The sequence below is a fragment of the uncultured Pseudacidovorax sp. genome, from assembly GCF_913773995.1.
In the GTDB taxonomy this organism is placed as follows: domain Bacteria; phylum Pseudomonadota; class Gammaproteobacteria; order Burkholderiales; family Burkholderiaceae_C; genus Xenophilus.
The window spans coordinates 1-17,197 of sequence record NZ_CAJYES010000222.1 but is presented as its reverse complement, the minus strand read 5'-3'; the positions used below and the strand labels follow the sequence as shown (position 1 = coordinate 17,197).

Here is a 17,197-nt window from a genome sequence, read left to right as displayed (position 1 = left end):
TCTTTCCCTACACGACGCTCTTCCGATCTGGCCGGCATCGGCTCCACGCACCACCTGGCCGGCGAACTGCTGGTGAAGATGTCCGGCGCGCGCATGCTGCACGTGCCCTACCGTGGCGATGCGGCTTCGGTCACGGCGCTGCTGTCGGGCGAGGTGCCCTTCATCATCGCGCCGCCCACGGCCGCGATGGGCAACATCAAGGCGGGCAAGATGCGCGCCATCGCCACCACCGGGCCGCGGCGCTGGGGCCAGATGCCCGAGCTGCCGACGGTGGCCGAGCAGGGCGTGCCGGGCTACGAGGTCACGTCCTGGGCCGGCCTGATGGCGCCAGCGGGCACGTCCCGCGCCATCGTCGAGCCGCTCAACGCCGCGGTGCAGAAGGCATTGCAGCAACCGCAAGTGCGCAGCCGCCTCGAAGACATGGGCGGCGAGGCGCGCGGTAGCACGCCGGAAGAGATGACGGCCATGGTCCAGAGCGAACTCAAGAAGTGGACCGTGGTGGTCAACGAGGCCCAGATTCCCAAACAATGAACGAGCGAGGTGTTCCCATGTCCCTGATCCAGATCCGCAAGCGCAGCCTGACCGTCGAGACCATCTACCACGAGGGCGGCCCGCCGGTCGACCGGCCGCTCAAGCTGGCCGCTGCCTGCGCCGTCATCCGCAACCCCTACGCCGGCCGCTACGAGCCGAACCTGATGCCCTTCATGGCCGAGCTGCGCTCTCTGGGCACCTCGCTCGCGACAGAGTTGGTGGAGACGCTGGGCCGCGATCAGGTGGAGGTCTACAGCAAGGCGGCCATCGTTGGCGTGAACGGGGAGATGGAGCACGGCGCCGTCTGGCACGAGGCCGGCGGCTGGGCCATGCGCGCGGTGCTGGGCGAGCCCAAAGCCATCGTCCCCGCGGCCAAGGCCGTGGCCGCCACGGGCTACCGCCTGATGGTGCCGCTGCACTACATCCACGCCGCCTACGTGCGCAGCCACTTCAACAGCATGGAGGTCGGCATCCAGGACGCACCGCGGCCGGACGAGATCCTCTTCGCCCTGGTCATGGGCACGGGCGGCCGGGTGCATTCGCGCCTGGGCGGCCTGACCAAGGATCAGGTGTCGGTCCACGACGGCCAGCGTTGAATGCAGTGCCAGCAGCAGGAGCAAGACCGACGATGGCGACGACGATGAAAGCGATCCAGCTGCGGGTGCCGGGCGGCCCCGAGGTGCTGGAGCAGGTGGAACTGACCGTGCCCGCCTGCGGGCCGGGCCAGGTGCTGGTGCGTGCGCGCGCCATCGGTGCCGGCGGGCCGGATGTGCTCATCCGCAAGGGCATCTACAAGTGGATGCCGCCCATGCCGGCCATTCCCGGCAACGAGATGGCCGGCGTGATCGAGGCGGTGGGCGAGGGCGTACCGGCCGATCGCATCGGCCAGCGCGTGTTCGTCAGCGCGCGCGAGCTGCCGCAGCGCGGCGGCTGCTACGCCGAGTACATCGCCGTGCCGGCCGATGCGCCCTTCGTGCTGCCCGATGCGATCTCTGACACCGAGGCTGTGAGCCTGGGCAATGTGCAACTGGCGCAGGCGATGCTGCTGGGCACGCAGGGCGGCGTGCCCGTGCGTTCGATCCTCGTGCCGGGCGCGGCGGGCGGGGTGGCCACGGCGCTGACCCAACTGGCGGCGCACCATGGCATGACGGTGATCGGCACCGCCTCCACGCCCGCCAAACAGGCCCATGCGCTGGCCCATGGCGTCACCACGCTGGTGGACGGCGATCCGGCCGGCCTGCCCGAGCGTGTGATGGCTGCTACCGGCGGTCGCGGCGTGGACCTGGCCTTCGACCATGTGGGCGACCGGCTGCTCATCGCCTGCATCCGCGCGCTGGCGCCCATGGGCACCGCCATCTCGTACAACATCGCGGGCGGACCGCCGACCGAGGATGTGTTTCTCGCCCTGCGCTCGCTGCTCAGCCGCAGCCTCGCGGTGCGCACTTTCTCCATCCACACCTTCGATGCCGACCGCACGCAGCGTCGCGCCTTGATGGAGACCGCCATCGGCCTGATGCGCGACGGCGCGGTCAAGGCCTCGCCGACGACGACCTATCTGCTGGCCCAGGCGCGCGAGGTCCATGCGCTGCTGGATGTGGGGGCCGTGCAAGGCAAGCTCGTACTCGTTCCTTGAGGCCGTCTCACGCCGGTCGGGCCTTCGGGCCGGGCAGCACTCCACGTGCGGCGGGGGGCGCGCTTCGCCGCGGCCGGCGCGGCTTGGCTCAGCGCCAGTGGCCGAGCAGGATGGACGCCAGGCCGGTCGCCGTGGCCAGCAGCGTGGCCGCGGTCACGGCACGCATGGCCAGCGGATCCGCCAGCGCCTCGGGGCCATGTTCCGCCAGTTGGCGGCGTCGCAGCCGGCCGAAGCTGAACACGGCCGCTGCGGCCACCACCAGCGCGCCGGAGAGCACCAGCAGCGGCACCGAGTCGTGCACGTAGCCGCTGCGCAGGTTGAGCACCGCATTCAGCAGCAGGCCGGCAGCGGTCCTTGTCCACGACAGCGTCGTGCGCTCGGGCTGCAGACCCGGGTCGCGGCTCGCAGCGGTGGCCATTCAGGCGCGGTGGGAGGCGATGGCCCAGGCCATCAGCACGGCGAGCACCGCGCAAATCAGCACCACCGCCACCGTCAGGATGGCCAGCATGCGCGAATGGGGCAGCGCGCGGCGGTGGCGCATCGAGACCTCGTTGTCGCGCCAGCGCGTGTACGCCAGCGAAGCGAGCGTGCCGGCCACCCCACACAACAGGATGGCGGTGCCGACCACGAGCAGATGCGGCTGCAGCTTGGTGGAGAACTGGTCGAGCAGCACGCCCGCCGCCAGCACCGCCAGCGCGGTGCGGATCCAGGCGAGGAAGGTGCGTTCGTTGGCCAGCGTGAACCGGTAGTCCGGCTCTTCGCCGCCGGAGCGCCACGCGGGCCGGGGCTGGGTGTGGGGCGCAGCGTCTGTCTCCCGTCGTGCTTGTCGTTCGGCCATCGCGTGAGTATCCGTGGGCTTGCTGACTGCCGCCTCAGTCCGCAACGAAGCCGGTGGCCTTGACGATGCGGGCCCAGCGTGCGGATTCGTCATTCATCTTCTTCAGGAAGGCGTCGCCGCAGATCTCGGGCGAGGGCGCGAGGCCCGACAGCGCCATGCGACTGCGGAACTCCGGCGAGGCCAGCACCTTGCGGTGGGCGTCCGTCAGGCGCTTGGCGATGGGCGCCGGCAGGCCGGGCGGGCCATTCAGGCCGAACCAGACGGTGGTCTCCAGTTGCGGCAGCCCGACCTCGCGCACGGTCGGCACGTCGGGCAGTTCGGGCGCGCGCTGCGGTGCGGTGGTGGCGAAGGCGATCAGCTTGCCTGCCTTGATCTGAGGCGTCGCGGTGGCGATCTGCACGAAGCCCAGCGGCGCGATGCCGCCCACCATGTCGGTGATCTGCTGCGGGCTGCTGCGATAGGGCACATGCGTCATCGGCACGTTCAGCGCCTCGCTCAACTGGAACCCCAGGAAGTGCGCGGGCGACCCCGGCGAATAGGACGAGTAGGTGGGCGGCGTCTTCTCGGCCTTGAGCCACTGCTGCAGTCCCTTGAAGTCCTTCGGCCCCAGCGAAGGATGGCTGGCCAGCACCAGACCCGCGTCCACGCCCTGGCAGATGGGCGTGAAGTCGGCGGGCTGGTACTTGGCCTTGGGATTGGCATTGGGCGTGATGGTCATCATGCCCGCCGTGCTGACGAGCAAGGTGTAGCCATCGGCCGGCGCCCGGAGCATCTGCTGGGCGGCCACCATGCCGCCCACGGCGGGTGCGTTCTCCACCACGATGGGCTGGCCGAGGTCGCGCGACATGAGGTCGGCCAACGCACGGGCGTAGGCGTCGGGCGGTCCGCCGGCGGTGGAGGGAGCGATCATCTTGATCGCCTTGGTGGGCCACGCCTGCGCCTGGGCGCCAAGGCAGGCAAGGACGCCGACGGCCAGACAGGCGCCGGTCGCCGTGCGGCGAGCGAGGTTCGGAAGGGGCGATGCGTTCACGTGTTTGTCTCCTGGGAATTCGATGCGAGCCGGGCTCAGCGCTGGGGCATGTCCTTGTACGAATAGCCCAGGCTCACCGTGGCGTCCTCGGGAATGGCCGGCACGGATTCGCTCCACGCCAGCCAGTCGTCGCGCAAGGCCTGGAAGCGTGCCGGCTCGCGCGCCGCCAGGTTGGCGCGCTCGCGCTCGTCGGCGCGCAGGTCGAACAGGTACTCGTGGTCGTCGACCTTGAGGTACTTCCACGGCCCGCGGCGCAGGGCACGCTGGTGACGGTGGTTCATGCGCCAGTAGAGCGGGCGCTCGAAGCTGTGCGAGGGGTCGCGCAACACGGCCGCCAGCGAGACGCCATCGAGCGCGTGGCCGGCGGGTGGCGTACCGCCGCCCAGTTCCAGCATCGTGGCCGACCAGTCCATGGTCATGCAGTGCTGGGCGCTGGTCGTGCCGGCAGGAATGGCTGCGGGCCAGTGCGCGATCCATGGCACGCGGATGCCGCCTTCGGTCAGGTCCATCTTGCCGCCGACCAGGGGCCAGTTGTCCGAGAAGCGCTCACCGCCGTTGTCGCTGGTGAAGACGATCAGCGTGTTCTCCAGCAGGCCTTCCGCGCGCAGCGTGGCGACCAATTGGCCGATGCCCTCGTCCATGTGATGGATCATGCGGCGGTAGGTGTGGATGTTGCCGCCGTCCAGGTGGAACAGGTTGGCTGCGGTCTCGGCGGCCACATGCTCGTCGTCGCGGGTCTCCCACGGCCAGTGCGGCGCCGTGTAGTGAAGGCTCAGGAAGAAGGGCTTGCCGGCGCGGGCCTCGGCCGCGCGGGCCTGCACATGGCCGACGGCGCGGGCGGAAAGCAGGTCGGTCAGGTAGCCCGGCTCATGATGCTCGCTCTCGCCGAGGTAGAGGTCGTGGTCGCCCCGGCCGGAACGATGGGTGAAGTAGTCCACGCCGCCGGCCATGATGCCGTAGAACTCGTCGTAGCCCGAACGCAGGGGGCCGAAATTGGGCGGGTAGCCCAGGTGCCACTTGCCGATCAGCGCGGTGGCATAGCCGGCGTTGCGGAGCAGCGAGGGCAGGGTGGGCATCTCGGGCGGCAGGCCCAGCGTGGTGCTGCCCTTGCTGCGGCTGTTGATCGGCTCCTCCATGCCGCCACGCAGGCGGTACTGGTAGCGCATGGTCATCAGGGCGAAGCGGGTGGGAGAGCAGACGGGCGAGTTGGCGTAACCCTCGGTGAAGCGCAGGCCGCCCTGTGCCAGCGCGTCGATGTTGGGCGAGACCAGGCCGAACTCGGCGCTGCGCCCGCCGTAGCAACCCAGGTCGGCATAGCCCAGGTCGTCGGCAACGATGTAGATGATGTTGGGTCTGGTCTTCATGGCGGCAGAACGTTCGTGCAACAGCCCCGGAGCTTAGGCAGTGCGGAGCCATCCGTAAAATTGAAAATCACGCGCCAACCATAAAAATTCCGATGGATCCTCGGCATCTCGTCCAACTCGCGACCATCCTGGAAAAGGGTTCGATCACGCAGGCGAGCCGGCATCTGCACCTCACACAGCCCACGCTCACCCACAACATGCAGACGCTGGAGATGCAGGCGGGAGGCCAACTCTTCGAGCGCAGCCGCTATGGCGTGCGCAGCACGCCGCTGGGCGAGATGCTGGCGCGCGAGGGACGGGCCATCGCGCGGCGGCTCAACGACGCGGCCGAGGTGAGCGCCCGGCACCGGGGCGGCATCCGCCGCCAGTTACGCATCGGCTCGGGCCCGATGGTGGGCGCGGCCGTGCTCGACGAGGTGACGCGCGCGCTGCTGACGCGCTTCGACGATCTGGCTCTGGCGGTGCGCAGCGACCGGCCGCATGCGCTGGTCGAGCAACTGATCGACGGTCAGCACGACTTCGTCATCGCCCCTTCTTGGCTGGAGCGCCCTCCGCAGGGCATCGAGCGGCGCCTGCTGGTGGCGGACACCTTGGGCGTCTACTGCGGCGCGGGGCATGTTTTTGCCAGGCAGGGATCGCTTGCGCACGGCGAGGCGCAAGCGGCCGACTGGATCAGCATGGGCACGACCTCGCCTTTCGAGCAGGACGTCCGCGCGATGCTGGCCGGAGGTGGCGTGGAGCAGATGCGGGCGCAGGTGACGGTGCTGGGCGAGGCCTTCGTGCTGCTGGAGATGCTGGCGCGTGGGCGTCATATCTCCGTGCTGCCCAACTTTCCGTTGCGTCGGCTGGGTGCGCGCTTCGGGCTGGTGCAACTGGGCTGGCCCGGTCCCGCCGCATCGCGCCCCATCTATCTCTGGAGCCGCACGACCACATTGGAGAGCGGCCTGATGGCGGAGGTGGGGGAGCTGATCCTGGCCGAGGTGAAGACCTTGCTGTAGTTGGTCTTGGCCGCGCCGAGATCCGCCGATGCAAATGCACCGCGCGCTCCCTTCCTTGCGGCCCAAAGAAAAACCGCCCGCGTGGACCGGGTCATCGACCCAGCCCGCGCGGGCGGCCTTGCGGTGCCGCCGAGGCGACTAGATCCGTCCCATGAGCAGCAGCACGATCACGATCACGAGCACCAGACCCAGGCCGCCGCTCGGGCCGTAGCCCCAGCTGCGGCTGTAGCCCCAGCTGGGCAGGGCACCGATCAGCAGCAGGATCAGGACGATGAGCAGAATGAAGGAGAGGGACATGACGTAGCTCCGAGCTCTGTGAGTTGTTGACAGAGCGGATGCTGGCCATGTCGACATGTCCGTGTGGACGGCGACCGGCCCCTTGCGTTGTCAGGACCTTGCCCCGGCGAGGTGTCAGAGTTTTGCCAGCCTCGCGAGCGCATCGCGCAGCGTCTCGTCGCGCTTGGCATAGCAGAAGCGCACGACGCGCTGGTCGAATCCGTCGCCATAGAAGGCCGACAGCGGAATCGCCGCCACGCCGATATCGCGCGTGAGCCACTGGCAGAAGTCGGTCTCCGGCAGATCGCTGACGGCCGAGATGTCCACGCACTGGAAGTAGCTGCCCTCGCTCGGCAGCAGCCGCAGGCGGGTGCGCGCCAGGCCTTCGGCAAACAGGTCGCGCTTGCGCTGGTAGAAGGCCGGCAGGTCCACATAGGGCGCGGCATCGGCCATGTAGTGCGCCAGCGCGTGCTGCATCGGCGTGTTGACCGTGAACACGTTGAACTGGTGCACCTTGCGGAACTCGGCCGTCAGCACGGCAGGGGCGGCCACATAGCCCACCTTCCAGCCGGTGACGTGGTAGGTCTTGCCGAAGCTGCTCACGATCAGGCTTCGCGCCGCCAGGCCCGGGAAGCGGGCCACGCTCTGGTGCAGCGCACCGTCGTAGACCATGTGCTCGTAGACCTCGTCGCTGATCACGAACACGTCGGTGGGCGCGAGCAGCGCTTCGAGCTGGCGCATCTCGTCGGCAGTCCACACGGTACCGCTCGGGTTGTGGGGCGTGTTGATCAGGATGGCGCGGGTGCGCGGCGAGAGCGCAGCGGCGATGCGGCCGAAGTCGGGCCGGAAGCTGCCCGGCACCAGCGGCACGCGCACTACCACGCCGCCAGCCAGCTCGATGTTGGGCACGTAGCTGTCGTAGCAGGGCTCCAGCACGATCACCTCGTCGCCGGGACGCACCAGCGCCAGGATCGCGGTGATGATGGCCTGCGTGGCGCCCGCCGTGACGGTGATCTCGCTGCCGGCGTCGTAGTGCCGGCCGTAGAGCGCCTCGATCTTGGCCGCGATGCGTTCGCGCAGCAGCGGCACGCCGGTCATGGGCGGGTACTGGTTGTGGCCGGCGGCCATGGCAGCGGTCACTGCGTCCAGCAGCTTCGGGTCGCAGCCGAAGTCCGGGAAGCCCTGGCCCAGGTTGACGGCGCCGTGCTCGGACGCCAGGGCCGACATCACGGTGAAGATGGTGGTGCCCACGGCGGGCAGCTTGGTGCCCGGCTCGGGCGTGCGGGGAGCGGTCATGGCAGTGAAGGCGCGATGCGGCGGGGTCAGAGTTCGTAGTCGTCGTAGTGGCCGCTCAGGGCCTTGGCGATCAGGCTGCGGTCCAGCCGGTCCGACAGCAGCTCGGCGAACTTGAAGACGAAGTTGCGCAGGTAGGCGCCGCGCTTGAAGGCGACACGTGCGACGTTCTGGCCGATCACCTGGCCCATCGGTCGCACCACGAGGTCGTCGTTGTTGTCCTCGCGCACCGCCATCTCGGCCACGATGCCCACGCCCAGGCCCAGGCGCACATAGGTCTTGATGACGTCGGAGTCGATGGCCTCCAGCGCGATGCGCGGCGACAGCTTCTTCTGCGCGAAGGCGTGGTCGATGCGCGTGCGGCCGGTGAAGGAGGGGTGGTAGGTGATGAGCGGCTCGGCGGCCAGATCTTCGAGGCTCACGCGCTCCTTTGTCGCGAGCGGATGGTCCTTGGGCAGCACCAGCACGTGCTGCCATTCGTAGCAGGGCAGCGTGACCAGGCCGTCATAGGCATCCAGAGACTCGGTGGCAACACCGATCTCGGCCACCTCGTCCAGCACCATCTGCGCCACCTGGCCGGGCGAGCCCTGGTGCAGGCTGACGTTCACCTTGGGATAGGCCTCCCGGAGCTTGACCACGGGCACCGGCAACACATAGCGGGCCTGCGTGTGCGTGGTGGCAATGGAGAGCGTGCCACTGTCCTGCGCGCTGAACTGCTCGCCGATGCGGCGCAGATTGCCCACCTCGCGCATGATCAGCTCGATGCTGGCGATCACGTGCTGCCCCGGCTCGGTCACGCGCTTCAGGCGCTTGCCATGGCGCGCGAAGATTTCCACGCCCAACTCTTCTTCCAGTTCGATGATGGCCTTGGAGACGCCGGGCTGCGAGGTATGCAGCGCCTTGGCGGCTTCGGTCAGGTTCAGGTTGCGGCGCACCGCCTCCTGAACGAACTTGAACTGGTGAAGGTTCATAACAAATCCCGATATTTATCGAGGTTCATTATGCCGTATGAATCTATTGAGGTGGTCTGAGCGCCAACGTCGCGAGCAGGTCGATGACGGCCGGATCCTGGCCGACGGCGGGGGCCTGGGTGAAAAGAACGCTGGGGTACTGCTCCCGAAGCTCGGCCATGAGCAGCGGCAGGTCCTCGCGCGCGTGGCGGCCCATGCCAAGGAAGAGCGGCACGACATGGATGCTAGCGACGCCTTCGGAGACCAGCTCCGCCACTGCAGCCGGCAGTTCGGGCGCCACCAGTTCCAGGTAGGCGCAGCGCACGCGCGCCGCGGGGTCCTGCTCAGCCACGCGACGCGCGACGGCCTCCACGGGTTCGCGCCACTGCGCATCGCGCGAACCATGCGCAAAGAGGACGATGCCGCGCGCCGTCATCGCCGCAGGACCAGCCAGCCGAAGGCGCCCAGCGACATCAGCGAATAGAGAAGGCCCGGCGCTGCCGCCGTCGCCCACGGCCACCAGTCGCGCAGGTTGCCGATGTAGCCGAACACGTTGTTCAGCAGGAAGAAGCTGATGCCGATCATCACGCCGCCGAACACGTAGCCGGCGATGCCGCTCTGGCGGAAGTGCAGGTAGGCGAAGGGCAGGGCCAGCACCACCATCACCAGGCAGGACAGCGGGTAGAAGACCTTGCGCCAGAACTCGATCTTGTAGCGCTGCGTGGCTTGGCCGTTGGCGTCGAGGTGACGCGTGTACTCGAACAGGTCGACCGTGCGCATGCGCTCAGGCTTGAGCAGGGCGACCGCCACCATGTCGGTGGTGAGCCCTGTCTGCCAGGCCATCAGCGGCTGTGACGTGTTCACGACCTTGGGCGTCTGGCCGGGGCCCGTCAGGAATTCCTGCTTGTGGGCGTCCTGCAGCACCCAGCCGCCCGCCACGATGCGGGCCGTGCTCGCCGCGATCTGGGAGCGCAGGAAGCCGCGCTCGTCGAACTCGAACACACGCGGCAGCTTGAGCGTGCCGTCCCGGTCGATGGACACCACGTTCACGGCAAAGGAGTGATCGCCGCGGCGCTCCTTCAGCCAGCCGCCCGTCAGGCCGGCGGTGGCCAGGTAGCCCTGATACCGCGACTTGAGCAACTGGGCGGCGCGGTCCGACAGCGGCGCCACATAGTCGCCCACCGCGAAGGTCAGGATCACGAAGCCCAGCCCCAGCGTGAGCAGCATGCGCAAGGCGCGCCAGGGGCCCAGACCGCTCGTGCGCAGGATGGTGTACTCCGAGCTGCGCGCCAGGTTGGCCATCACGAAGATGGTGCCGATCAGCACGGCGATCGGCAGCAGCTCGTACAGGTGGCTGGGAACCAGCAACGTGACATAGAGCAGGGCCTGCGGCAGGCCATAGGGCGCCACGGTGCCCTTGCCCACCGAGGACAGCTCGTCCACGAAATCGAAGAAGAAGAACAGGCTCAGAAAGCCCAGCGTGACGAAGGCGATCGACTTGATCGCGTCGGCATAGATCAGGCGGCGCAGCGTTCTCATGCGTTCAGGAGGTGGCGACCCGGGGGCGCGGACGCCGCCAGCTGTTGTGGCGCAGCGCGATCCACAACAGCATGCCCATCAGCACGCCGCCATGCAGCACCACCAGGAAGCCGGGCAGGGCAAAGCGCCCGTTGCCCACCCAGCTCTGACCCAGGTTGAGCAGGTTGAAGTAGATGACGAAGCAGAACAGCGCGAACAGCAGGTTGCCGCTGCGGCCCACGCGCGGGTTGACGTTGGACACCACCAGCGCCAGCAGCACGAAGTTGACAGCCGCCAGCACCATGCCGACGCGCCAGCCCAGCTCGCCCTGGTTGGCCGGCGTCGGTGTGGCGAGCAGCGACAGGGTCGACATGGCCTTGGGCGCGACATCCTCGCCAGGCAAGGGCCCGTCGTTGCCCATGCGCGCACCGTAGGTGCCGAACTCGCTGATCTTGAGGTCGCTGTTGTCGAAGGTCCGCTCCAGCCGCTGGCCGTTGGACAGCACCAGGTAGCGGCCGCCCAGCAAGGTCTCCACCTTGCCGCTCTGGGCCGAGGTGATGATCTGTTGGTTGCGTTCCAGCGAGGAGATGAAGACGTTGGACGCCGAGGTGGCATCCGGCGAATCCTTGTCGATGTAGAAGACGCGGTTGCGGGCCGCCGATTCCTGGAACTGGCCCGGCGCGACGCGGTCGAGGTCGCCGCGACGCTCGTACTGGTCGCGCATGCCCTGCGTCTGCGAATTGGCCCAAGGCCAACCCACCAGCGACAGCACGGCGATCAGCAGCAGAACCGGCCAAGCGAAGCGCAGCAGCGGCGAGATGAAGTCCGCAAGGCCGCGTCCGGCCGAAAACCAGATGACCATCTCGCTGTCGCGGTACATGCGTGAGAGCGTGCCGACGATCGAGATGAACAGGCTCAGGCTGAGGATGGTGGGCATGTAGCCGACCACCGTGTAAGCCATGACCAGGAAGACCTCGGAGGGGTTGACGCTGCCGCGCGAGGCCAGGCCCAGCGTGCGGATCAGGATGATCGTCATCACGATCGCGATCAGCACCACCAGCGTGGCCCCGAAGCTGCGCGACAGCTCCTTGCGCAAAGTGGAATGGAATAACATCGTCCGAGCGAAAAAACGGATTATGGACTTCCAACTCAAGACCCTCGGCCTCGCACAGGCTGCCGCAGAAAAGGCGGACGCACTCATCGTCCTCGTGCATGACGACTTCAAGGGCGAGGGCAGCGACGGCGTGTCGCGGTTGCTGGCCCAGGCCCGCAAGGCCGGTGACCTGAAGGGCAAGCCGGGCAAGCTCCTCGCGACCTATGGCGCGGCCGATGTGGCGGCGACACGTCTGGTGCTGTGCTGCGCGGGTGACCTCTCGCCGGCGGCCGTGCGCAGCGCGGTGGGCGCCGCCATCCAGGCCGTCAAGTCCGCCTCGGCCAAGAAGGTGGCCGTGGTCTTCGCCGGCAAGCTCGAAGCGCCGGCCCTTCATGCGGCCGTGATTGCCGCGGCGGACGCCAGCTATGTCTACACCACGACGCAGTCCAAGCCCGAGCCGCGCACCATCCGACAGCTCGTGCTCGGTGTTGCGGATGCCGCTGGCCTGCAAGCCGGGCTCGACATCGCGCGGGCCACGGTGCGCGGCATTGAGTTCGCCAAGGAATGGGCGAACCGTCCCGGCAACCACTCCACACCCACGATGCTGGCCGAGGCGGCCCAGTCCCTGGCCCGCGGCCCCAAGCTCAAGGTCGAGGTGCTCGGTCCGCGCGAGGTGGCCAAGCTCGGCATGGGCGCCTTCATGGCCGTGGCCCAAGGCTCGGAACAGCCGCTGCGCTTCATCGTGCTGCGCTATCAGGGCGCGGCCAAGGACGTGTCACCTCAGGTGCTGGTCGGCAAGGGCATCACCTTCGACACCGGCGGCGTCTCGCTCAAGCCCGCTGCCGAGATGGACGAGATGAAGTTCGACATGGGCGGCGCGGCGAGCGTGCTTGGTGTCTTCCGCGCATTGGGCGAGATCCAGCCGGCCATCAATGTGGTGGGCCTCATTCCCAGCTGCGAGAACATGAACGATGGCCGTGCAGTGAAGCCGGGCGACGTGGTCACCAGCATGGACGGCCAGACCATCGAGATCCTCAACACCGACGCCGAAGGCCGGCTCATCCTGTGCGATGCGCTGACCTACGCCAAGCGCTTTGCGCCCAAGGCCGTGATCGACATCGCGACTCTGACGGGGGCCTGTGTGGTGGCCCTGGGCGGCGTGCGCAGCGGCCTGTTCTCGAGCGACGGTGCGCTGGCCGATGCCCTGCAGCGCGCTGGCGAGAATGCGCAGGACCGCTGCTGGCGCATGCCCCTGGACGACGAGTACGCCGAAGGGCTGAAGACGCGCTTCGCCGACGTGGCCAACGTGGCCGGCCGGGCGGGCGGTGCCATCACGGCGGCCAAGTTCCTGCAGCGCTTCACCGGCGACTTTGCCTGGGCGCACCTGGACATTGCCGGCACTGCCTGGAAGAGCGGCGGTGCCAAGGGCGCGACGGGCAGGCCCGTGGGCCTGCTGCTGGACTATCTGCTGGCGCAGGAGGCTGCTCCGGTGCAGGCGGCGCCGCGCAAGCGCGCTCGCAAGACTGCGCCGTCGGCCTGAGGCCGAACGCGACGCTCACGTGACCGAGATCGACGTCCACTACAACACGGCCGACAAGCTGCATCACGCCTGCCGGCTGCTGCGCAAGGCCGTGCTCGGTGCCGATGCGCAGGTGGTGGTGCAGGGGCCGGACGAACTGCTGGACGCGCTCGACGAGGCGCTCTGGCGCTTCTCACCGGCGGACTTCATCGCGCACTGCAAGGCCGATGCGCCCGTTCATGTGCGCGGACGTTCCGCGGTGCTGCTTGGCATGGCAGAGGATGAGCCGCCTTCGCATCGACAGGTGATGCTCAACCTGGGACTGCCGCTGCCGCAGGGCTTCGAGCGCTTCGATCGCCTGATCGACGTCGTGGGTTCGGACGACCAGGAGCGGCTGGCTGGCCGCAACCGCTGGCGCCACTATGCGGACAGAGGCTACGCGATCACCCGGCACGACGTCGGAGCCCGCGCCTCATGAGCGGACCGCCGAGAACGCCTCCGCGCTTCGTGCCCACGCTCACGACGGTGGTCGATCTCGACGCGCCGGCGGTGGCGGCGCCCGAGCTCGTCTGGCCCGAGTCGGGCGCGCTGGATCCGGCATCCAGCCGGCCGGTGCCTGCGCCACAGCCAGTCCCCGCGCCCGTGGCCAGCACGGTGCCGGTGTTGCCGGAGGCTCCGGATGCGGCGGCTCCCGTTGCCGAGCCAGCGCCGCAGCCATCCGCATCCAACGCGATGGTGGCCATTCGTCCCGAGGATGTCTTCGAGATCGAGGAAGAGCTGCTGCACCGCGTGCTTCAGCGCGTGGATCTGCGCCTTGAAGAAGCCCTGACCGATGTCGTCTCGCAGGCGGTCCAGCAGCAACTCGACGCCATGATTCCGGTACTTCGCAGCCGTCTGGAAGACCAGTTGCGCCAGCTCATCTCTCAGTCCCTGGCGCAGGAGCTTTCAGCGGCCGAACCCCGTGTTTCCGCCGGGGTTCGTGCACCATCGTTGGGCTAAACTGAACCGCAGGTCGGAGGGCGTGCGGGTGCCGCCGGCCGGTGTGTCGGCCTGGAACTTGCTCCAGCATGGCGCGCCGGTTGCATCGACCGGTAGATCAACATCAATCCTGTCTTCATCGTTCTGGAGGTTTCTCATGCAATTGAAATGGACCGCGGTCGCCCTGGCTGCACTCTCGGTGGTGGCTTGTGGCAAGAAGGAAGAAGCCGCAGCACCCGCGGCGAGCCCTGCAGCCACGGCGGCGGCGCCCGCGCCCGCTGCGCCTCCGGCGGGTGAAACCCTCACGGTCAAGATCGGCCACGTGGCGCCCACCAGCGGTGCCATCGCCCACCTGGGCAAGGACAACGAACTCGGCGCAAAGATGGCCATCGAGGACCTGAACGCCCAGGGCCTGAAGATCGGCGACAAGACGGCCAAGTTCGAGCTGATCGCCGAAGACGATGCCGGCGATCCGAAGCAGGGCACGGCCGTGGCCCAGAAGCTGGTGGACAGCCAGGTCAACGGCGTGGTCGGCCACCTGAATTCGGGCACCACCATTCCCGCCTCCAAGATCTACAGCGACGCCGGCATTCCCCAGATTTCGCCTTCGGCCACCAACCCCAAGTACACCCGCCAGGGCTTCAAGACCACCTTCCGCGTGGTGGCTGACGACACCCAGCTGGGTGGCACCCTGGGCAAGTACGCCGTCGAAACCCTCAAGGGCAAGAACATTGCCGTGATCGACGACCGCACGGCCTACGGCCAGGGCGTCGCCGACGAGTTCGAGAAGGCCGCCAAGGCCGCCGGCGCCACGATCGTGGGCCGTGAGTTCACCACCGACAAGTCCACCGACTTCAACGCCATCCTGACCAAGCTCAAGGGCGCCAAGCCCGACATCCTGTTCTTCGGCGGCATGGACGCCGTCGGCGGCCCGATGCTCAAGCAGGTCAAGCAGCTGGGCCTGAACGTCAAGTTCATGGGCGGCGACGGCCTGTGCACGGGCGAGCTGGCCAAGCTGGCCGGCGATGCCATCGGCGAAGAGATGGTGTACTGCGCCGAAGCCGGCGGCGTCGACGGTGACTTCAAGGCGCCGCTGGACGCCTGGAAGGCCAAGTTCAAGGAAAAGAACGGCGTGGAAGTGCAGATCTACGCGCCGTACGTCTACGACGCCGTGCAGGTGCTGGCAAACGCCATGGCCAAGGCCGGCTCGGCCGACCCCGCCAAGTACCTGCCCGAAGTCGGCAAGATCGAATACAAGGGTCTGACCGGCCCCATCGCCTTCGACGAGAAGGGCGACATCAAGAACGGCGCGCTGACGCTCTACACCTACAAGGGTGGCGCGCGCACGCAGATCGCCGTGGTGCGCTGAGTACCTCCGGCGCATCGCCAGACCGCAAGGGGCCTTCGGGCCCCTTTTCTTTGCCCGCGCGGCGGCACTCAGTCCAGGCTGAGGTTGATCGAGCGGATGAGCCCGCGCCAGTCCTGGAGGTCCTGACGGATCACCGAGCCGAACTGGGCCGGCGTGGTCTGCGGAAGATCGTCGAAGTTGAGCTCGCGCATGCGCCGCACCACCTCGGGATCGACCAGGGCCTTCTGCACGGCCGCGTTGAGGCGTTCGATGATGTCCGGCGGCGTGCGTGCGGGCGCCAGCAGCCCGTACCAGCTGTAGGTGGTGAAGGGATAGCCGGCCTCCGTCATCGTGGGCACGTCGGGCAGCATCGGCAGCCGTTTGGGGCCGCTGTTGGCCAGGGCGCGTACGCGCCCTGCCTTGACCAGTTCGATGGTCGACGAGGTATCGCCGAAGGCGGCGTCCACCTGCTTGCCCGCCAGGTCCTGCACGCAGGGGCTTGTGCCCTTGTAGGGCACATGCAGCATGTCGAGGCCAGTCTGCTTCTTCAGGCTTTCCATGGCCAGGTGACCGCCTGAGCCGGCGCCCCAGGAGCAGTAGCTGTACTTGCCCGGATGCGCCTTCACCTCGCGCACGAATTCGTCGAGGGTGCGGGCTGGAAAGTCCGGACGCACCAGCAGCAGGTTGCCGCCGCGACCGATCTGGGCGATGGGTGCCAAGTCCTTGACCGGGTCGTAGGGCAGCTTCCTGTAGAGGCCGGGATTGACCACGACCGATGCCGCATAGGTGAACAGCAGCCGGTAGCCATCCGGTGCCGCTCGGGCACCGGCCTCGACGCCCAGCACGCCGTTGGCACCCGGCTTGTTCTCGACCACGAAGGGCTGGCCGAGCTGCTTGCCCAGGGATTCGGCCATGATGCGCGCGATGGTGTCGGTGCCCCCGGCAGGTGCGGTGGGGACGATCAGCGTCACTGGACGTTGCGGGTATGGCTCGGCGGCGTGGCCGGACGCGCAGACGGCGGCGGTGAGGAGAAAGGCGCCGGGGCGCAGGAAGGTGGGCATGGGTGTCTCCGTGATCGGGATGTTGCAGGGCCAGCGGTTGGGGAAGATGCGCGGGGCGCCGTCAGCCGGCGCCTGGCAGCGCAGGCACGCTGGCTTCAAGGCGCTCGGCACTGCTGAGAAAGAGATTGCGCGATACATAGCTGCGCACCTGGCCGGCGCGCTCGCGCAGCCACGCAGCCTTGAGTCGGCGGGCCTCGGCGAACTCGGCCGCCTCGCCCTCGGCGGTGGCCAGCAGGTCCACCACGTGCAGGGCCAGTTGCCATTCGCCACGCGACGCAAGGGCGGCGGCGCGGGCCAGCACGCCTGCCTTGTCGGTGATCGCAGCGCCGACTTCCCGCGCGGCCACGTCGGGCGCAGCGGGATGCAGGCTGGTCGGATTGCGGTCCCACCAGCCGTTCTCGGCGCGGTAGATGTCCCGCACCACATAGCCCGGATCGCCGTAGGTGGGCTTGAGCCAGTCGACGACGAAGATCTCCTCGGGATAGTCCAGCTGCGCCAGGATCTGGCGTTCGTTCAGCCCCTCGTTCATCAGCGCGACGGTCCGCTCCCGCAACCAGCGCAGGGCGCGCGCCGTGTGCATCAGCACATGCTGCACACGGTCTGCGCCGTGCAGCGTGGGGCCGAACTCCCGCACGGCGACCTCCGGGCGCAGCTGGGCGAGCTGCTCCAGCGTGTTTGCCCAGCGTACCGGGTCGCGCAACGTGCGCAGGGGCGTGCCGACGTTGGGCATGGAGTCGATCAGCGCCGCGCCGCCGTAGAGCACCCGC

General features: G+C 68.3%; 19 protein-coding genes. 7 read left to right on the top strand and 12 right to left on the bottom strand.

What is annotated here, in order from left to right:
- Positions 1 to 548 precede the first annotated feature (548 nt).
- Both QZ772_RS20570 and QZ772_RS20565 read left to right on the top strand, forming a co-directional pair.
- A complete protein-coding gene (locus tag QZ772_RS20570) occupies positions 549 to 1,127 on the top strand; it encodes an amino acid synthesis family protein (RefSeq protein WP_295530267.1) in 579 nt (192 codons plus the stop codon).
- A gap of 44 nt (positions 1,128 to 1,171) precedes the next feature.
- Positions 1,172 to 2,164, top strand: coding sequence for a zinc-dependent alcohol dehydrogenase family protein (locus QZ772_RS20565; protein ID WP_295530264.1), 993 nt, complete (start codon positions 1,172 to 1,174; stop codon positions 2,162 to 2,164).
- An 88-nt stretch (positions 2,165 to 2,252) separates the two neighbouring features.
- Here the strand turns inward: QZ772_RS20565 and QZ772_RS20560 are convergent, their stop codons facing one another.
- Genes QZ772_RS20560 through QZ772_RS20545 form a run of 4 tightly spaced genes read right to left on the bottom strand, consistent with a single transcriptional unit; the run spans position 2,253 to position 5,396 of the window.
- A complete protein-coding gene (locus QZ772_RS20560; protein WP_295530262.1) occupies positions 2,253 to 2,582 on the bottom strand; it encodes a DUF202 domain-containing protein in 330 nt (109 codons plus the stop codon).
- Positions 2,583 to 3,002, bottom strand: coding sequence for a DUF202 domain-containing protein (locus QZ772_RS20555; protein WP_295530258.1), 420 nt, complete (start codon positions 3,000 to 3,002; stop codon positions 2,583 to 2,585).
- A 34-nt stretch (positions 3,003 to 3,036) separates the two neighbouring features.
- Positions 3,037 to 4,032 carry a tripartite tricarboxylate transporter substrate binding protein gene (locus QZ772_RS20550; protein WP_295530254.1) on the bottom strand — a complete coding sequence of 332 codons (996 nt, stop codon included), beginning with the start codon at positions 4,030 to 4,032 and terminating at the stop codon, positions 3,037 to 3,039.
- A 35-nt stretch (positions 4,033 to 4,067) separates the two neighbouring features.
- Positions 4,068 to 5,396, bottom strand: coding sequence for a sulfatase-like hydrolase/transferase (locus tag QZ772_RS20545; protein ID WP_295530251.1), 1,329 nt, complete (start codon positions 5,394 to 5,396; stop codon positions 4,068 to 4,070).
- 92 nt (positions 5,397 to 5,488) lie between these two features.
- Between QZ772_RS20545 and QZ772_RS20540 the strand changes: the two genes are divergently transcribed.
- A complete protein-coding gene (locus tag QZ772_RS20540; protein WP_295530248.1) occupies positions 5,489 to 6,394 on the top strand; it encodes a LysR family transcriptional regulator in 906 nt (301 codons plus the stop codon).
- A 138-nt stretch (positions 6,395 to 6,532) separates the two neighbouring features.
- On the opposite strand, the gene QZ772_RS20535 is transcribed toward QZ772_RS20540, so the two are convergent.
- The 6 genes from QZ772_RS20535 to lptF all read right to left on the bottom strand — a co-directional run bounded on the left by QZ772_RS20535 (position 6,533) and on the right by lptF (position 11,545).
- The gene (locus QZ772_RS20535) at positions 6,533 to 6,691 is read right to left on the bottom strand and encodes a DUF3309 family protein (RefSeq protein ID WP_017761920.1); all 159 of its coding nucleotides are present in this window, start codon (positions 6,689 to 6,691) and stop codon (positions 6,533 to 6,535) included.
- Positions 6,692 to 6,805: 114 nt separating this feature from the next.
- Positions 6,806 to 7,966 carry a pyridoxal phosphate-dependent aminotransferase gene (locus tag QZ772_RS20530; RefSeq protein ID WP_295530246.1) on the bottom strand — a complete coding sequence of 387 codons (1,161 nt, stop codon included), beginning with the start codon at positions 7,964 to 7,966 and terminating at the stop codon, positions 6,806 to 6,808.
- Positions 7,967 to 7,992: 26 nt separating this feature from the next.
- Positions 7,993 to 8,934 carry a CysB family HTH-type transcriptional regulator gene (locus QZ772_RS20525; RefSeq protein WP_295530243.1) on the bottom strand — a complete coding sequence of 314 codons (942 nt, stop codon included), beginning with the start codon at positions 8,932 to 8,934 and terminating at the stop codon, positions 7,993 to 7,995.
- A gap of 43 nt (positions 8,935 to 8,977) precedes the next feature.
- Positions 8,978 to 9,349: a CbiX/SirB N-terminal domain-containing protein gene (locus QZ772_RS20520; RefSeq protein WP_295530240.1), complete on the bottom strand. Its 372-nt coding sequence runs from the start codon at positions 9,347 to 9,349 to the stop codon at positions 8,978 to 8,980.
- Positions 9,346 to 10,452 (bottom strand): LPS export ABC transporter permease LptG, encoded by a 1,107-nt coding sequence (gene lptG, locus QZ772_RS20515; RefSeq protein ID WP_295530237.1) that lies wholly within the window; start codon positions 10,450 to 10,452, stop codon positions 9,346 to 9,348. The genes QZ772_RS20520 and lptG overlap by 4 nt, the downstream gene beginning before the upstream one ends.
- Before the next feature lie 4 nt (positions 10,453 to 10,456).
- Positions 10,457 to 11,545 (bottom strand): LPS export ABC transporter permease LptF, encoded by a 1,089-nt coding sequence (gene lptF, locus QZ772_RS20510; protein ID WP_295530233.1) that lies wholly within the window; start codon positions 11,543 to 11,545, stop codon positions 10,457 to 10,459.
- A 22-nt stretch (positions 11,546 to 11,567) separates the two neighbouring features.
- On the opposite strand from lptF, the gene QZ772_RS20505 reads away from it, so the two are divergent.
- From QZ772_RS20505 to QZ772_RS20490, 4 genes are all read left to right on the top strand, one after another.
- Positions 11,568 to 13,064 (top strand): leucyl aminopeptidase, encoded by a 1,497-nt coding sequence (locus QZ772_RS20505; protein WP_295530230.1) that lies wholly within the window; start codon positions 11,568 to 11,570, stop codon positions 13,062 to 13,064.
- A 19-nt stretch (positions 13,065 to 13,083) separates the two neighbouring features.
- Positions 13,084 to 13,521 carry a DNA polymerase III subunit chi gene (locus tag QZ772_RS20500; RefSeq protein ID WP_295530227.1) on the top strand — a complete coding sequence of 146 codons (438 nt, stop codon included), beginning with the start codon at positions 13,084 to 13,086 and terminating at the stop codon, positions 13,519 to 13,521.
- 29 nt (positions 13,522 to 13,550) lie between these two features.
- On the top strand, positions 13,551 to 14,042 hold the full coding sequence (locus tag QZ772_RS20495; protein ID WP_295530224.1) for a hypothetical protein: 492 nt from the start codon (positions 13,551 to 13,553) through the stop codon (positions 14,040 to 14,042).
- A 136-nt stretch (positions 14,043 to 14,178) separates the two neighbouring features.
- Entirely contained in the window at positions 14,179 to 15,390 is a 1,212-nt protein-coding gene (locus QZ772_RS20490) for a branched-chain amino acid ABC transporter substrate-binding protein (protein ID WP_295530221.1), read from the top strand.
- Positions 15,391 to 15,458: 68 nt separating this feature from the next.
- Here QZ772_RS20490 and QZ772_RS20485 read toward each other — a convergent pair whose 3' ends face one another.
- A complete protein-coding gene (locus QZ772_RS20485) occupies positions 15,459 to 16,430 on the bottom strand; it encodes a tripartite tricarboxylate transporter substrate binding protein (protein ID WP_295530218.1) in 972 nt (323 codons plus the stop codon).
- 61 nt (positions 16,431 to 16,491) lie between these two features.
- Positions 16,492 to 17,197, bottom strand: a 706-nt coding sequence (locus QZ772_RS20480; RefSeq protein WP_295530215.1) for an alkyl sulfatase dimerization domain-containing protein, incomplete at its 5' end; no start/stop codon positions are given.

What these genes read in the sequence shown, in the direction of transcription:
- QZ772_RS20570 (WP_295530267.1), top strand. Translation starts at nt 549, where the DNA reads ATGTCCCTGATCCAGATCCGCAAGCGCAGCCTGACCGTCGAGACCATC.
- QZ772_RS20565 (WP_295530264.1), top strand. Translation starts at nt 1,172, where the DNA reads ATGAAAGCGATCCAGCTGCGGGTGCCGGGCGGCCCCGAGGTGCTGGAG.
- QZ772_RS20560 (WP_295530262.1), bottom strand. Translation starts at nt 2,582, where the DNA reads ATGGCCACCGCTGCGAGCCGCGACCCGGGTCTGCAGCCCGAGCGCACG.
- QZ772_RS20555 (WP_295530258.1), bottom strand. Translation starts at nt 3,002, where the DNA reads ATGGCCGAACGACAAGCACGACGGGAGACAGACGCTGCGCCCCACACC.
- QZ772_RS20545 (WP_295530251.1), bottom strand. Translation starts at nt 5,396, where the DNA reads ATGAAGACCAGACCCAACATCATCTACATCGTTGCCGACGACCTGGGC.
- QZ772_RS20540 (WP_295530248.1), top strand. Translation starts at nt 5,489, where the DNA reads ATGGATCCTCGGCATCTCGTCCAACTCGCGACCATCCTGGAAAAGGGT.
- QZ772_RS20535 (WP_017761920.1), bottom strand. Translation starts at nt 6,691, where the DNA reads ATGTCCCTCTCCTTCATTCTGCTCATCGTCCTGATCCTGCTGCTGATC.
- QZ772_RS20530 (WP_295530246.1), bottom strand. Translation starts at nt 7,966, where the DNA reads ATGACCGCTCCCCGCACGCCCGAGCCGGGCACCAAGCTGCCCGCCGTG.
- QZ772_RS20525 (WP_295530243.1), bottom strand. Translation starts at nt 8,934, where the DNA reads ATGAACCTTCACCAGTTCAAGTTCGTTCAGGAGGCGGTGCGCCGCAAC.
- QZ772_RS20520 (WP_295530240.1), bottom strand. Translation starts at nt 9,349, where the DNA reads ATGACGGCGCGCGGCATCGTCCTCTTTGCGCATGGTTCGCGCGATGCG.
- lptG (WP_295530237.1), bottom strand. Translation starts at nt 10,452, where the DNA reads ATGAGAACGCTGCGCCGCCTGATCTATGCCGACGCGATCAAGTCGATC.
- lptF (WP_295530233.1), bottom strand. Translation starts at nt 11,545, where the DNA reads ATGTTATTCCATTCCACTTTGCGCAAGGAGCTGTCGCGCAGCTTCGGG.
- QZ772_RS20505 (WP_295530230.1), top strand. Translation starts at nt 11,568, where the DNA reads ATGGACTTCCAACTCAAGACCCTCGGCCTCGCACAGGCTGCCGCAGAA.
- QZ772_RS20490 (WP_295530221.1), top strand. Translation starts at nt 14,179, where the DNA reads ATGCAATTGAAATGGACCGCGGTCGCCCTGGCTGCACTCTCGGTGGTG.
- QZ772_RS20485 (WP_295530218.1), bottom strand. Translation starts at nt 16,430, where the DNA reads ATGCCCACCTTCCTGCGCCCCGGCGCCTTTCTCCTCACCGCCGCCGTC.